We start from the raw sequence: 13,880 nt of genomic DNA on the forward strand, positions 1-13,880 counted from the left end.
ATGCTGACACTCCGCCAGATGCGCTATTTCGAGGCGCTGGCTGCCACGCGGCATTTCGGCAAGGCGGCGGCGATCGTGCATGTCAGCCAGCCGGCGCTTTCCACCCAGATCATGGAGATGGAGGATCATCTTGGCGCTCAACTGGTGGAACGCAACCGTGCCGGCGTGCTTCTGACCGCCAAGGGCGAGGCCGTGCTGTCGCGCATCCGCATCATACTTGGTGCGGTCGACGAGCTGGAGAAAACGGCGCGGCGCAAGAGCGGCGTTCTGGCCGGGCCGATCCGCATCGGCATCATTCCGACCGTCGCACCCTATCTGGTGCCGAAGCTGATCCCACATCTACGCGAGGCCTATCCGGAGATCGAGATCGAATTGAAAGAGGCGGTGACCGACCGTCTGCTGGCAGAGCTTTCCGAAGGACGGCTCGATGCGGTGATCGCGGCGCTGCCGGTGGAGGCGGATAATGTCGAGACCAGAACGCTGTTTTCCGACCGGTTCTTCATGGCCATGGCGAAGAATGACAGCGATGTGCTGATATCGCCGATGACCGAAAACCAGGTAGATGCGGACAGGCTGCTGCTGCTGGAGGAAGGGCATTGCCTGCGCGATCAGGCGCTTGCCGTCTGCAGCGCTGCGGGCAAGCGAAGCCTCGTCAATTTCGGCGCGACCTCGATGGCGACGCTGTTGCAGATGGTTTCTCACGACATGGGAATGACGCTTATCCCCGAGATGGCGATTTCATCGGAAACGGCACGTAACAACCTGAAGATCGTCCCATTTGCCGAGCCCGCACCGGCACGCGAGATCGGGCTGATCTGGCGGAAATCCAGCGGACGCACAGAAGACATGGCGGCACTGGCGGAAGCCGCCATGTCTTGTGGATCCTTCAAGGACGGCGCCAGGGCACTGCCGGGACAAAACATCTAGGACAAATGCATCCCGAAGAAGGCGATCGTCCGGCTCCAAGCGAGATCCGCCGCCGCCTTGTCGTAACGGGCTGCCGACGTATCGTTGTTGAAGGCGTGGTTGACGCCCTCGTAGACGAAGATCTCGAAGGTCTTGCCGTTCTTTTCCAGCGCCTCGCGATAGGCCGGGATGCCGGCATTGATGCGTTCGTCGAGACCGCCGTAATGGAGCATCAACGGCGCCTTGATTTTTGGGACGTCGACGGCCTGCGCCTGTTGGCCGTAATAGGCGACGCCGGCATTCAGCTCCGGCGAGTTGACCGCCATGCGATTGACGAGGCCGCCGCCCCAGCAGAACCCGACAGCACCGACCTTGCCATTGGCGCCCTCATGTTTCGACAGCCAGGCACGTGCCGCTTCCCCATCGGCTGTCGTCTGAGCCGGATCAAGCGTCGAAAACATTTCGCGCGCCTTGTCTTCATCCGTGGGCGTTCCGCCGAGCGGAGAGAGGAAATCGACCGCAAGCGCGTTGAAGCCTTCAAGGGCAGCGCGCCTGGCGACATCGCGGATATGGTCGTTGAGACCGCGGTTTTCATGGATGACGATGATGGAGCCGAGTGGGCCGGTGGCGGATTTGGGGCGGGCCCAGTAGGCCTTCATCTCTCCGGTCGAGCCGGGAAAGGTCACGTCCCCGGTTGTCAGCCGGTCGTCATTGGCTTCGACCATGGCGGCGCGGGCACCGTTGGCGGCAAGCATGGGAGCGATCGCGGCAGCCGCAGCACCCGAGCCGGCGAGCACCGTCAGCCGCTCCATGAATTTTCGGCGATCGAGATGGAGATGCGTGTATTCGTCATAGGCGTTGATCATCGCCTGGGTGACTTGTGGCTCCTTGTCCATGAGCCTGCTCCTCTCGCTGTCAATCCGACGAAGGTAGGGCGGCTTATCGACAAGGCGATGTAGCGCGGAAAATCCGCGCTACACTTATGCGTGACAGGCGTAGCAATCGCCTTAGAATTCCTGCCAATTGTCGGCAGAGGTATCAAGCGCGGCATTACCTGCAAAGGCGGACCGGATGCGGCCGCCAAGCGCACGAGCGGGCGAAACCGCGGGTCGGTCGGCAGGCGATGCTGCGCGGATCGGCGCTGCGGCACCCGTATGACCGCCTTCTGACAGCTTGAAGCGGGCGAGGAGCTGGTTGAGCGACGATACTTCGCGGGCCAGCCCATGGCTTGCAGCCGTGCTTTCCTCAACCATGGCCGCATTCTTCTGCGTGTCCTGGTCCATCTGGTTTACAGCGGTGTTGATCTGCTGGAGACCGGCCGACTGTTCCTGCGAAGCCTCGGCGATGGCGCCGACATGCCGGTTGATTTCCTGCACGTCACCGACGATCAGGCTCAAGGCCTTGCCGGTTTCGCCAACCAGTTGCACGCCCTGCTGGACCTGGCTGTTGGATGTAGTGATCAGATCCTTGATCTCCTTGGCGGCGGCGGCAGAACGCTGGGCCAATTCGCGCACTTCCTGTGCGACAACGGCAAAGCCCTTGCCGGCATCGCCAGCACGCGCAGCTTCGACACCGGCATTGAGCGCGAGAAGGTTGGTCTGGAAGGCGATCTCGTCAATCACGCCGATGATGTTGCCAATCTCGCCGGAGGATTTTTCGATCGCTTCCATCGCGGCGACAGCGCTCTGCACCACTTCGCCGGATTTTTCCGCGCCGACCTTGGCACGGTTGACAAGCTGTCCGGCTTCCTGCGCACGCTTGGTCGAATCTTTCACCGTCGTGGTGATTTCTTCAAGAGCGGCAGCAGTTTCTTCCACGGCCGCGGCCTGCTGTTCGGTGCGTTTTGCCAGATCGTCGGCAGCGGACTTGATTTCGTTGGCACCTGCATCAATGCCGCGTGCATTCTGGGCAACCTGCTTGAGAGTGGATTGAAGCTGCTCTGTTGCAGTGTTGAGATCGTTGCGGATACCATCGAGATGCGCCACAAACGGCTGTACGACACGGTAGGTCGTATCACCCTGGGCAATCTTGGTCAGTGCGATGGCGATGTTGTCGACGGCAAACTGAATGTCGGCGGCTTCCTGCGCCTTCTGCTTTTCGCGTTCAATCCGTTCCCGCTCGGACATGGATCGGTTGGCTTCCGTTTCCTGCTCAAGACGACGGCGCTCGATGGCACTTTCCCGGAATGCCTGCACGGCAGAGGCCATCTGGCCCACTTCGTCCTTCCGGTCCATGCCGGGGATCTCGGCGGCCGTCTCGTCGGCGACCAGCGAGGCCATGCGTTCACGCAGCCGCGCAATCGGCGTGGTGATGCCGCGCGAGCAGATGGCAAGGCCAAGCGTGATCAACATCAGCGACATGGCGGCGATGCCGAGAAGGCCGGTCCAGATCGTCCAGTCGGTATTTGCCTCCAGACGCTCCTTGCCGTCATTCATCACCTTGATGAGCTGCTCGTTGCCGGCGCTGATCTTTGGCGACACTTCGTTGATCTTGCGCAACTGCTCCAATGCCATGCGCTGGGCTTCGGCCTTCTGGCCAGACTGCGCAAGCGCAATGGCCCGGCTACCGATCTTTTCGACTTCGGCGACGCCATTGAGGATATCGGCGGCCGCCTCTTTGCGCGCCGGGACAAGCTGCACGATCATGTTCTGGCGCTCGTGGAGCTGCTTCAGGTCAGACTTGTAGGTGGTAACCGCAGCCTCGAATTCAGGTGTGTTCGGCTCGCTGAGGGAAGCGCGAAAGGCCTGCAGGCCCAAGGCATTGAGGTTTCCACTGGTTCTGGCATTCAACACAGCGGCAAGCGCTTCATGTCCGATAAACTCGCCATAGACAGTGTCGGTTTGATTGTACTGAAAGCTGACATAGCCGATGCCGCCCATGGACATCAGTCCCATCAGCGATACGACCAGCACGACCTTCGTCTTTATTTTGGTATTCTTCAGAAACGACATAATGACCTCAAAAAGCACGCAGCCGACGGCTGCCCGCGAAAAGCAGGTGGCTGCAAAAACTGATACATCTTGGCTAGCGACGCCCGATCATCGGGCAGCTGACGACCATCGGATCGCCTCGGACATGACCCATCTGCTCCCGTCATCATCATGCGGTCGGGAGCTTTGAACCTGCAGTTGCGACACTCGATCAGAATTCTGAATGAAAGCTTACCGGGAACACAACCAAGTGACGTAAACTGTCAAATCGCAACTGTTTTTGACAAAAAATGACCGGCAAAATGTCGCGGAAGACCGCTATTGGTCGATAATGCTGAACAGAGTTCCAGGAATTTGACGGGCGAACAGGAACTCGTGAACAGCCTCCGCTCGCTAAAAACGAGCGGATTCCTGCATCGAAAATGCCCGATCAGGACGGTCTCAGGCGATCGATCCCCAATGGGAGGGGCCTATGCTTAGAGTATTCCGCATTTCTTCGAACTGCGGAACCACTCTATATCTTTGTTTTAACGCAATTCCGGACGCAAAACCGGTTCCCACTTTTTTGCTGGAATTGCTCTAGTGCCAAACGTTCAGGATGTGGCGAGCCAGATTGCCAGCCAGCCCCACATCAGCACGGTCGCCATGAAACCGAGCATGAACAGCGGGCGGCGCAAAAGCAGCCTGTTGCTGGTGATATGGACATAGGAATGCGCATAACGCGAGATGACGAAGATCCAGGCGAGCGCAATGGTGATGATGTTGTCGGCATTGCAGATGAAGATCGCCAGCACGCCGGCGTGAAAGAGCATCGGCAGCTCGAACTGGTTCTTCAGATTGTTATGGACCAGCAGGCTTTCCGGTGGTTCGGAGAGGTTTTCCTTGAACTTGCGGGCATCATAACCGCCGTCGCGGATAGCAGCGCCGCGGCGCATCGACAGCAGGTAATAGAGGATGAAGACCAGAAAGGCGTGGGCGATCATCGGCCAGAACATGGCGGTCGTGTCGGTCATCATCGGGCAATACTCCTACGGCACGTCGCGATCTTTCAGATTCGCTTGCCGTGCCTTCGCTCTTTGTTTTTGAGCATGTCTTTTTCCCGAAACCGGTGACCACTTTCGGGAGACATGCCGAACAATCTTCCCGACCTTCTGACACGAAAACGGGCCGGGCAAAATGCCCGGCCCGCCTGAAATCGGTGGAGATGTTTCAACTCTTTACGAGCTGACGCCCGGATAGTTCGGGCTTTCGCGGGTGATCGTCACGCCATGCGGATGGCTTTCGCGAAGACCGGCGCCGGAAATGCGCACGAAGGTGGCCTTTTCCTGAAAGTCCTTGATGTCCTTGCCGCCGACATAACCCATGGCAGCCTTGAGGCCACCGGCGAGCTGGTGCAGAACGGATGAGACCGGGCCCTTATACGGAACCTGACCTTCGATGCCTTCGGGAACGAGCTTCAGGGTGTCGCGCACTTCCGCCTGGAAATAACGGTCTGCCGAGCCGCGTGCCATGGCGCCGACAGAGCCCATGCCGCGATAGGCTTTGAAGGAGCGGCCCTGGTAGAGGTAGACTTCACCCGGGCTTTCATCGGTGCCGGCCAGCAGCGAGCCGATCATGACGGCGGATGCACCGGCGGCAATCGCCTTGGCAACATCGCCCGAGAATTTCAGGCCACCATCGGCGATGACCGGGATACCATGCTTGTTGCCTTCCTCGACGGCGGCCATGACGGCTGCGAGCTGAGGAACGCCTACGCCTGCGACAACGCGGGTGGTGCAGATGGAGCCAGGGCCGATACCGACCTTGATGCAATCCGCACCGGCATCGATCAGCGCCTTGGTGCCTTCGGACGTGGCGACATTGCCGGCGATGATGCGAATGGCGTTCGACATCTTCTTGACGTGGGCAACGGCGTCCAGAACCTTCTGGCTGTGACCGTGAGCCGTATCGACGACGATGACATCGACACCGGCATCGATCAGGCGCTCGGCGCGCTCGACACCATCGTCACCGGTGGAGATGGCAGCGGCGGCACGCAGACGGCCCTGGGCATCCTTGGCGGCATTCGGGTTGAGCTGCGACTTCTCGATATCCTTGACCGTGATGAGACCGATGCAGCGGCCTTCATTATCAACGACCAGCAGCTTTTCGATGCGGTGCTTGTGCAGAAGACGCTTGGCTTCAGCCTGCTCGACGCCGTCCTTGACGGTGATCAGGTTGTCGCGCGTCATCAGTTCGAAGATCTTCTGGGTCGGGTCGGAAGCAAAACGGACGTCGCGGTTGGTGAGGATACCAACCAGACGGCCGGGACGACCGCCGTTTTCAACGACCGGAATACCGGAAATTCCATGCGCCTTCATCAGGGCATGTGCGTCGGCAAGCGTTGCATCCGGGCCGATCGTCACCGGGTTGACCACCATGCCGCTTTCGAACTTCTTGACCTGACGGACTTCCTCGGCCTGTTCGACCGGGGTCAGGTTGCGGTGGATGACGCCCATGCCGCCGGCCTGCGCCATGGCGATCGCGAGACGGCTTTCGGTGACCGTGTCCATGGCCGAGGACAGGATCGGCAGCGACAGGTCGATATCCCTGGCGATGCGGGTGGAGATGTTGGTCTGGCCCGGCATGATTTCCGAGTGCCCCGGCTGGAGAAGCACATCATCAAAGGTGAGCGCTTCCGCGCCGGTTGCCGAGATTACGATGCGTGCCATTGCCAGTTCCTTCAGTTGGATAGGCAGAATCCTCCGGGAAAAGGAAATCCTTCATCCGGTTGCTTCTGCATGAAATACATGGAAGTTGGCGAGGGCTGGTAACACGAGAATGACAATAAGGGAATAGAAAAATCCCGGGAGGCAGCCCCGCCGGGTTTGCATGGCTTGGTGAATGCAAGCAGAAATTCGAGTTGATCCGGAAACGAGATGAAATAGAGTTTCCATATTGGGAACCGCACACTTGTTTCCAATATGGAAACCCGCTAAATAGGAGCGGATGTGAACGTCATCGCCAAGTCTGCTCTGGTCAACTTCTGGAAAAGTCTGCCGAGCGGCATTCCGAGACAGGCGGCCGAAGCTGCGATGACGGAATGGTATGCGACGGCATCCAAGGCGACTTGGAGCAATCTCAGCGAATTGAAGAAGGCCTTCAACTCCGCCGACATGGTTTCCGGCAGCAAGGTGGTCTTCGATGTTGGCGGCAACAAATACCGGATCGTTGGGCTGGTGGCATTTCGCTCAAAGCGGATTTTCATCCTCTTCGTTGGCACCCACGCACAATATGATGCGATCGACGTGAACAAGCTTTGAGGTGAAAAGGATAAGATGATGCTGAATCTGAAAGCTTTCCGGACACTTCAGAGTGAAGAGGAATACAATGCCGCGCTGAAGGAAGTGCGGCCGTATTTCGAAAACGAACCGACGGAAGGATCGAGCGAGGCCGCCCATTTCGATGCGCTCGTTCTTCTGATTGAAGAATACGAGGCCAAGCATTACCCGATCCCGGCAGCCAGCCCCGTGGACGTGATCAAGTCGGTCATGGTCGCAAATAATTACAGCCGCGCGGATCTGGTGGCCGTCATAGGCTCCAAGGCGCGCGCGTCCGAGCTTCTCAACGGCAAGCGCGAGATCAACCTCGAGCAGATCAGAAAGCTCAGCCGGGAATGGAATATCCCTGCAGGATCGCTGATTGGCGAAGTTTCCGGATGACTGACCACACCATCTCTTGAGCCAGATAGACCAAAGCCACCCTCGCGGGTGGCTTTGGTCGTTTCGGGGCCTGACGAGATTTCGATCAGATGTCGAACTGGTAGCTTTTCGGCACGAAACGATAGCCCGTTTCCTGCTTTTCGGCATAACCGACGGCCGGGAACGGCATGTGGTAGCCGAGGAAGGCGACCTTGTCGGTGGCGATCATATCGAAGACCTTTTTGCGGGTTGCTGCGGCGGCGGCCTTGTCCATGTCGAACTTCACTTCCCAATCCGGGCGCTGCAGCGAGAGCACGAAGTGGTTGGCGGTATCGGCCGTCAGGATCAGGCGCTTGCCAGAGGATTCGACGTTGAAGATCATGTGGCCCGGCGAATGGCCGAAAGCGGCCATGCTGGTGATGCCGGAGACGACATCGGCGCCGTCACCGATGAAGGTGATCTTTTCTGCAAGCGGCTTGACGTTGGCAAGCGCGCCCTTGTGGCCGCCTTCGGCCGGCGTGCCGACGCGGGCGGTATCGGTCCAGAAGTCGTATTCCTGCTGGCCGACGACATAACGGGCATTTTCAAAGGCCGGCTTGCCATCTTCCATCAGGCCGCCGATATGGTCGCCGTGGAGATGGGTCAGGACGACGATGGTGACATCGGCCGGCATGTAGCCGGCTGCGGCCATGCCTTCGATGAGGCGGCCGGCACCCTGTGCGCGGCCGGACTGGCCGAAACCGGTATCGAAGAGGATGACGTCTGAACCCGTATCGATCAGGGTCGGCGAGAAGCCGTTGACGAACTGGTCCGCCGGCAGGAAGTTTTCCGTCAGAAGAGTGCCTACGGTTTCCGCCGACTGGTTGATGCCGAAGGTCTCGTTCGGCACGCCGGAAGCGCGGGCGCCATCCTTGACGACGAGGACTTCGAAACTGCCGACCTTGAACTTGTGGAGATCGGGCGGGGTGACACGATCGATTGCCAAATTGCTGCTCGCTTTGCTCTTGTCCTGGGCGAAGGCCGCCCGGTTACCGATGATTGCCGGGGCAGCAAGGACCGTGAGGCCTGCGGTGCCCAGCAATGTTCTTCTTCCAATACCGTTTCCAGCCATATCCCGTTCCCTCATGACTATTGGCGTCGGCGCGAAGTTAGCGCGATAGAGCGAAAAGTTGACGATGATCAGAGAGCAAAAACACATTTTCACGCAGACGTGACGGCCTCTGCCCGTTGGCGTGCGAAACAAAAGAGGCCGAACGTCCATTGGCAGAACGGGATTTGAGGTTTACAGGCCTGTTATCCCTCGGGCCTGTCACACAACGGCATCCGTCTCCATGAATCGCATCATTCCGCTCATTCTCGCTGTCGCCCTGTTCATGGAACAGATGGATTCGACGGTGATCGCCACCGCGCTGCCGACGATCGCCTACGATCTCGGCGTCAGCCCGATCACGCTGAAACTGGCGCTGACCTCCTATATGGTGGCGCTGGCGATGTTCATTCCGATCAGTGGCTGGATGTCGGACCGGTTCGGCGCGAAGAAAGTGTTCCGGCTGGCGATCTGCGTGTTCATCGTCGGATCGATCCTCTGCGCGATATCCGATTCCGTCGTGCAGTTCGTCATGTCGCGTTTCCTGCAGGGCATGGGCGGGGCGATGATGACGCCGGTCGGGCGTCTGGTCCTGTTGCGCACCACCAAGCGCAGCGATCTCGTGTCGGCCATGGCGCTGCTCACAATCCCTGCCCTTGTCGGGCCGCTGACGGGGCCGCCGATCGGCGGTTTCATCACCACCTATTTCTCCTGGCACTGGATCTTCATCATCAATGTGCCGATCGGGGTAATCGGGCTTTATCTGACCGGAAAATACCTGCCTGAAGTGCCGCCGATGGAAACCGGGCGGATGGACTGGATCGGCTTTCTGCTGACATCCGTTGCTGCATCCGGCGTCGTGTTCGGGCTTTCGGTGATCGGGCTTCCAGCACTGCCGCCCGCAGTCGGGATCAGTGCGACGCTTGCAGGCTTTGCCGCGTGCTTTCTTTATGTGCGTCACGCAAGGCGGCACCCTCACCCGATCCTGAACCTCAAGATCTTCAACGACCGGGCATTCAGGGCGTCGACGACGGGCGGCACGCTGTTTCGGATCGCCACCGGCGCGATCCCCTTCCTGATGCCGCTGATGCTGCAGCTCGGTTTCGGCCTCAACCCGTTCCAGTCCGGCCTTATCACTTTTTCGGGCGCGATCGGCGCTTTGACGGTGAAGTTCATGGCGCGGCGAGTGTTTGCGCTGACCGGTTTTCGCACGGCACTTCTGGTCGCTGGCATGCTCGGCGCGGCGATGACGGCGGTGAACGGGTTCTTTACGCCAGAGACGCCGCATATCTGGATCATCGGCGCGCTGCTTTTCGCCGGGTTCTTCCGCTCGCTGTTCTTCACCGGCGTCAACGCGCTCGGCTATTCGGAAATCTCCGACGAACTGACGAGCCAGGCAACCTCGATGGCATCGGCATTACAACAGGTCAGCCTGGCGCTCGGCGTCGCCTTTGCGGCCTTCATCCTTGAAATGTCGGCGATGTTTTCCGGCAGCCATCTGCAGCTTGCCGATTTCCACCTGGCCTTCTTCATCGTGGCCGCGGTTTCAGTCTTCTCGATCTTTCCGATCTTCAGGCTAGACCCGCTGACAGGGGCGGATGTTTCCGGCCACAAGGGGCGGCGACCGGCTGACGCGCAGCCGGAAGCGGGGGAATGATCAGGCGTCGTCGCCCGTTTCTTCTTCCGATTGCTCTGCCCTGCGGCCCTTGAAGTGCTTGGCGAGCAGGAACATCTCGACCGATTCCTGCCGCGACGACGCGGGCTTCACATGGATGACCTGCTTGAAATTCTTCTTCAGGAGATCAAGCAGATCCTTTTCCGTGCCGCCCTGGAAGGTTTTTGCCAGGAAATGGCCGCCTTCGGCCAGGACCTCGATGGCGAAATGGGCTGCGACTTCGCAGAGATGCATGGTGCGCAGATGGTCCGTCCGATGGTGGCCGGTGGTGGGGGCCGCCATATCGGACAGGACGAGATTCGGCACGCCGCCGATCGCTTCCTTCAGAAGCGCTGGCGCGCTGTCATCGAGAAAGTCGAGCTGAAGGATTTTTACGCCCGGCAAGGGATCGACCTCGAGGAAGTCGATGGCTGCCACGCGCGGGTCCTCGTCGGTCGAGTTTGTCACCTTGGCGGCGATCTGCGACCAGCTGCCCGGTGCGGCGCCCAGATCGATGATGCGGCGCGCGCCTTTGAGGATCTGATGCTTTTCGTCGATTTCAAGCAGCTTGAAGGCCGCGCGGGCGCGATAACCTTCGAGCTTGGCCCGCTGGACGTAAGGGTCGTTGATATGGCGCTCCAGCCAGCGGCGCGAGGACGCCTTCAGCTTGCCCTTCTTGACCTTCTGGCCGAGCTTTCTGCCCGTTCTGTTTATTCCGACCGGTGTCTTCGTCATCGCCGTCTCAAAACCTCTCCGGAACCTGTCGACCCCGATCTGCGCGACCGCACACGCCGCCACACGCCATCATCTGCCATCATATCTGTCAAAAGCCCTTCGCGCAGCCCGCGATCGGCAACCCGCATTCTGGGGCTTGGCCAACGCCTTCTGATCGCCTCCAGAATGGCGCAGCCGGCAAGCACGAGATCGGCCCGATCCGGCCCGATGCAGGGATTGGCGGCACGGCCGGCGAAATCCCAGGAGAGCAGCTTTGCCTGCATGGCGGAAACTTCCGCATCCGACAGCCAGAGGCCATCGACCCGGCGGCGATCATAACGCGGCAGATCGAGATGCACGCCGGCAAGCGTCGTCACCGTGCCCGACGTGCCGATCAGATGGAAATCGTAATCGGCATTCGCATCCGCCGGCGGGCAATCGAATTTTTCCAGCATGCCCTGAACTTCGCAGATCATCGCCTCGAATACATCCGGCGTCACATCGCGGCCGCCGTAACGTTCCGACAGGGTGACGACGCCGACGGGCAGCGAGGTCCAGTGGGTGATGTGGTTGGCAAGCCGCGAAGACCGGTTGTCGCCGATCTTGATGACGGCGATTTCCGACGAGCCTCCGCCGATATCGAAAAGCACGATCGAGCGGGCCTCGCGGCCGACCAGCGACGAGCAGCCGGAGACGGCAAGCCGGGCTTCGGTTTCGCGGTCGATGATTTCCAGCTCAAGCCCCGTCTCGGCAGTCACCCGCGCCAGAAATTCCTCGCCGTTTGCGGCGGCGCGGCAGGCTTCGGTGGCAATCAGCCGCATCTTGCGGATCGGCTTGGCAGACAGTTTTAGCGCGCAGATGCGCAAAGCCTCAACCGCGCGGTCCATGGCATCGGTGGACAGACGGCCGGTGGCGGCAAGCCCCTCGCCCAGACGCACGATGCGCGAAAACGCATCGACAACCCGGAAATGGCCGGGCCTTGTCGGCTGAGCGATCAGCAAGCGGCAATTGTTTGTGCCGAGATCGAGCGCGGCATAAAGATCATCATGGAAGGGAAGCGTCGCCTCGACCGAATGAAGCGCCGGCGCGATTGCGCCACCATGTTCGGAAGACGGCATTGTGCGCGAAAGCGCCGGCTGCGATACACCGTTGAGCGCGCTCTTTGCCTGCGTCAGCGGACGTCCCTGGAGTCCACGGCCACCACGGTTTTTCTTGCGGCGATCACGGCCCTTGCCGCCCTGGCCCTTACCACCGTGTCCTTGGCCATCATGTCCCTTGCCATCCGGGCCATTCTGCTGGTGCACGCCGCCATGGGCATGCGCGCCGGTATGAACCTGCGCTGAGCCGCCCCGACCATCGGCATTAGATCGTTCCCCGGCATGCTGGATGGCATGATCGGCGTTTTTATCGGAATGGGATTTGGAACGCCTGCGCTTGCGTTTGCGCGCGGGCTGATCCTGCCTTGCGACATCGGGGTTGGCCACATCGGGCCTGGCAGCATGGGAGCGCGCAGCATCGGATTTTGCGGCGTCGCGTTTCCCCACGTCCTGTCGTGACAGGTCCTGCTTCTTTTCTGAGCGCGCGGCCGGGTCGACCTGAGCGGCCGACGACGCGTGCAGGGAAGCCTTAGCATTGCGGTTTTTACCGCCGCGCTTCCCTTTTCTGCGACGGGGCCGCTTTTGTGCCCCACGCTCTCCGGCCGACGCCCCGCCATCTGGCGGCATACGGCCGCTATCGGGGTCCATTGGTCGTTCTATCCATTTCGCGGCGCACCGCCTGAAAAAAGCGTGCTGCTGCGTCTGATTGCTTCGTTGCAGCAAGGATAACAGCGCGAGGGCCATTCGCCAATGGCTTTTTCCCGGCGGCGGCCAAAAGTGGCGGAAGCGTGGGTATGTGAATTTTTTCCGAAAAAACTATTTGCAAGTCGCGAACGTTTGGTTATAAGCGCCGCACACCGACGAGCCGACCAGTGGTCGCTCCTGCTGGGGAATAGTTCAACGGTAGAACGACGGACTCTGACTCCGTTAATCTTGGTTCGAATCCAGGTTCCCCAGCCAATCTTCTCCTTACATGTCACTTACATTATCTGCATCAGGATGACTGCGCCTCAGCATGGCCGATCATATCCACGGACCTGATAGCTTAGGCAGAATCGTTGCGCCGAATTTGGCCTAACGCTTCGTCACGGATGCAGACTGGGCTTTTAGGCTTTTGAGTTCGCCATCGCTCAGCGCCCGCACTGCCCCCTTTTCCAGATCACCGAGTACGAGATCACCGATCGCGACGCGGATGAGGCGTAGCGTGGCGATATCGAAGGCTTCCAGCATGCGGCGGATGTGGCGGTTCTTACCCTCGTCCAGCTCGATCTCCAGCCAGGAATTCTTCTCGCCCTCGCGCAGTCTTGTCGCACGACGGGCCTTCAAGGTTTCGTCGTCCTGTTCGATACCCTTTGTCATCGCCTTGAGCATTGCTTCGTCGACGAGCGTGTCGATCTGAACGTGATAGGTTTTCGGCACATGGGTTTCGGGATCGAGGAGCGCGTTGGCGAATTGCGTGTCGTTGGTGAAGAGAAGCAGGCCTTCGCTGGCCTTGTCGAGCCGCCCGACGGGGGAGAGGTGCGTGTGGTCATGGCCTTTGAGGCAATCGAAGACGGTCGGGCGACCTTCGGGGTCGTTACGGGTAGTGACGAGGCCGCGGGGTTTGTTGAGCATCAGGTAGACCGGCGTTTCGGCAGCAACCGTTTTGCCATCGACGGCCAGCTTTGCGGTGTCGAGGTCGATCCAGGCTTCGGTATCGGTGACGGTGCGGCCATTGACGCTGACCTGGCCGGCGCGGATCAGGTCCTCGGCTTGGGTGCGGGAGCAGAAGCCGAGTTTGGAGAGGGCACGCGGGAGCGTGACGCGCTTGCC

The 13,880-nt window shown here is 60.0% G+C and carries 12 protein-coding genes and 1 tRNA gene; 5 read left to right on the top strand and 8 right to left on the bottom strand.

The genetic code is table 11. The annotated features are described in order from the left end of the window. The gene (locus tag JNB91_RS29125; protein WP_220328933.1) at window positions 1-927 is read left to right on the top strand and encodes a hydrogen peroxide-inducible genes activator; all 927 of its coding nucleotides are present in this window, start codon (window positions 1-3) and stop codon (window positions 925-927) included. Here JNB91_RS29125 and JNB91_RS29130 read toward each other — a convergent pair. From JNB91_RS29130 to guaB, 4 genes are all read right to left on the bottom strand, one after another. Further along, window positions 924-1,802, bottom strand: a complete 879-nt coding sequence (locus tag JNB91_RS29130) for a dienelactone hydrolase family protein (RefSeq protein WP_220328934.1) — start codon at window positions 1,800-1,802, stop codon at window positions 924-926. The two genes, JNB91_RS29125 and JNB91_RS29130, sit on opposite strands and share 4 nt — an antisense overlap. Before the next feature lie 111 nt (window positions 1,803-1,913). Further along, window positions 1,914-3,857, bottom strand: coding sequence for a methyl-accepting chemotaxis protein (locus JNB91_RS29135; RefSeq protein ID WP_220328935.1), 1,944 nt, complete (start codon window positions 3,855-3,857; stop codon window positions 1,914-1,916). Window positions 3,858-4,429: 572 nt separating this feature from the next. Next, window positions 4,430-4,849 carry an MAPEG family protein gene (locus tag JNB91_RS29140; protein ID WP_220328936.1) on the bottom strand — a complete coding sequence of 140 codons (420 nt, stop codon included), beginning with the start codon at window positions 4,847-4,849 and terminating at the stop codon, window positions 4,430-4,432. Between the two features lie 204 nt (window positions 4,850-5,053). Continuing rightward, complete coding sequence (gene guaB, locus JNB91_RS29145; RefSeq protein WP_220328937.1) at window positions 5,054-6,547, bottom strand: IMP dehydrogenase; 1,494 nt, start codon at window positions 6,545-6,547, stop codon at window positions 5,054-5,056. Between the two features lie 279 nt (window positions 6,548-6,826). On the opposite strand from guaB, the gene JNB91_RS29150 reads away from it, so the two are divergent. Together JNB91_RS29150 and JNB91_RS29155 are read left to right on the top strand one after the other, a co-directional pair. Further along, window positions 6,827-7,138: a type II toxin-antitoxin system HigB family toxin gene (locus JNB91_RS29150; protein WP_220328938.1), complete on the top strand. Its 312-nt coding sequence runs from the start codon at window positions 6,827-6,829 to the stop codon at window positions 7,136-7,138. 18 nt (window positions 7,139-7,156) lie between these two features. Further along, window positions 7,157-7,537, top strand: a complete 381-nt coding sequence (locus JNB91_RS29155; RefSeq protein ID WP_220328939.1) for a helix-turn-helix domain-containing protein — start codon at window positions 7,157-7,159, stop codon at window positions 7,535-7,537. An 85-nt stretch (window positions 7,538-7,622) separates the two neighbouring features. On the opposite strand, the gene JNB91_RS29160 is transcribed toward JNB91_RS29155, so the two are convergent. Continuing rightward, window positions 7,623-8,627, bottom strand: coding sequence for an MBL fold metallo-hydrolase (locus tag JNB91_RS29160; RefSeq protein ID WP_220328940.1), 1,005 nt, complete (start codon window positions 8,625-8,627; stop codon window positions 7,623-7,625). Between the two features lie 220 nt (window positions 8,628-8,847). Between JNB91_RS29160 and JNB91_RS29165 the strand changes: the two genes are divergently transcribed. Continuing rightward, window positions 8,848-10,260 (top strand): MFS transporter, encoded by a 1,413-nt coding sequence (locus tag JNB91_RS29165; protein WP_220328941.1) that lies wholly within the window; start codon window positions 8,848-8,850, stop codon window positions 10,258-10,260. Here JNB91_RS29165 and JNB91_RS29170 read toward each other — a convergent pair whose 3' ends face one another. Continuing rightward, a complete protein-coding gene (locus JNB91_RS29170) occupies window positions 10,261-10,992 on the bottom strand; it encodes an RlmE family RNA methyltransferase (protein WP_220328942.1) in 732 nt (243 codons plus the stop codon). It abuts the gene before it with no gap. Then, a complete protein-coding gene (locus JNB91_RS29175) occupies window positions 10,989-12,716 on the bottom strand; it encodes a Ppx/GppA phosphatase family protein (protein ID WP_430736377.1) in 1,728 nt (575 codons plus the stop codon). The genes JNB91_RS29170 and JNB91_RS29175 overlap by 4 nt, the downstream gene beginning before the upstream one ends. Before the next feature lie 238 nt (window positions 12,717-12,954). Here JNB91_RS29175 and JNB91_RS29180 point away from each other — a divergent pair. Continuing rightward, window positions 12,955-13,028 (top strand) — tRNA-Gln (locus tag JNB91_RS29180). Between the two features lie 114 nt (window positions 13,029-13,142). Here JNB91_RS29180 and JNB91_RS29185 read toward each other — a convergent pair. Then, window positions 13,143-13,880 (bottom strand): pseudouridine synthase (locus JNB91_RS29185; protein WP_220328943.1); only part of this gene is annotated, 738 nt, incomplete at its 5' end.

The organism is Aliirhizobium wenxiniae, assembly GCF_019511445.1.
GTDB lineage: Bacteria > Pseudomonadota > Alphaproteobacteria > Rhizobiales > Rhizobiaceae > Neorhizobium > Neorhizobium wenxiniae_A.

Coding starts and splice junctions, on each gene's coding strand:
- JNB91_RS29125 (WP_220328933.1), top strand. CDS start 1: ATGCTGACACTCCGCCAGATGCGCTATTTCGAGGCGCTGGCTGCCACG.
- JNB91_RS29130 (WP_220328934.1), bottom strand. CDS start 1,802: ATGGACAAGGAGCCACAAGTCACCCAGGCGATGATCAACGCCTATGAC.
- JNB91_RS29135 (WP_220328935.1), bottom strand. CDS start 3,857: ATGTCGTTTCTGAAGAATACCAAAATAAAGACGAAGGTCGTGCTGGTC.
- JNB91_RS29140 (WP_220328936.1), bottom strand. CDS start 4,849: ATGACCGACACGACCGCCATGTTCTGGCCGATGATCGCCCACGCCTTT.
- guaB (WP_220328937.1), bottom strand. CDS start 6,547: ATGGCACGCATCGTAATCTCGGCAACCGGCGCGGAAGCGCTCACCTTT.
- JNB91_RS29155 (WP_220328939.1), top strand. CDS start 7,157: ATGCTGAATCTGAAAGCTTTCCGGACACTTCAGAGTGAAGAGGAATAC.
- JNB91_RS29160 (WP_220328940.1), bottom strand. CDS start 8,627: ATGGCTGGAAACGGTATTGGAAGAAGAACATTGCTGGGCACCGCAGGC.
- JNB91_RS29165 (WP_220328941.1), top strand. CDS start 8,848: ATGAATCGCATCATTCCGCTCATTCTCGCTGTCGCCCTGTTCATGGAA.
- JNB91_RS29170 (WP_220328942.1), bottom strand. CDS start 10,992: ATGACGAAGACACCGGTCGGAATAAACAGAACGGGCAGAAAGCTCGGC.
- JNB91_RS29175 (WP_430736377.1), bottom strand. CDS start 12,716: ATGGACCCCGATAGCGGCCGTATGCCGCCAGATGGCGGGGCGTCGGCC.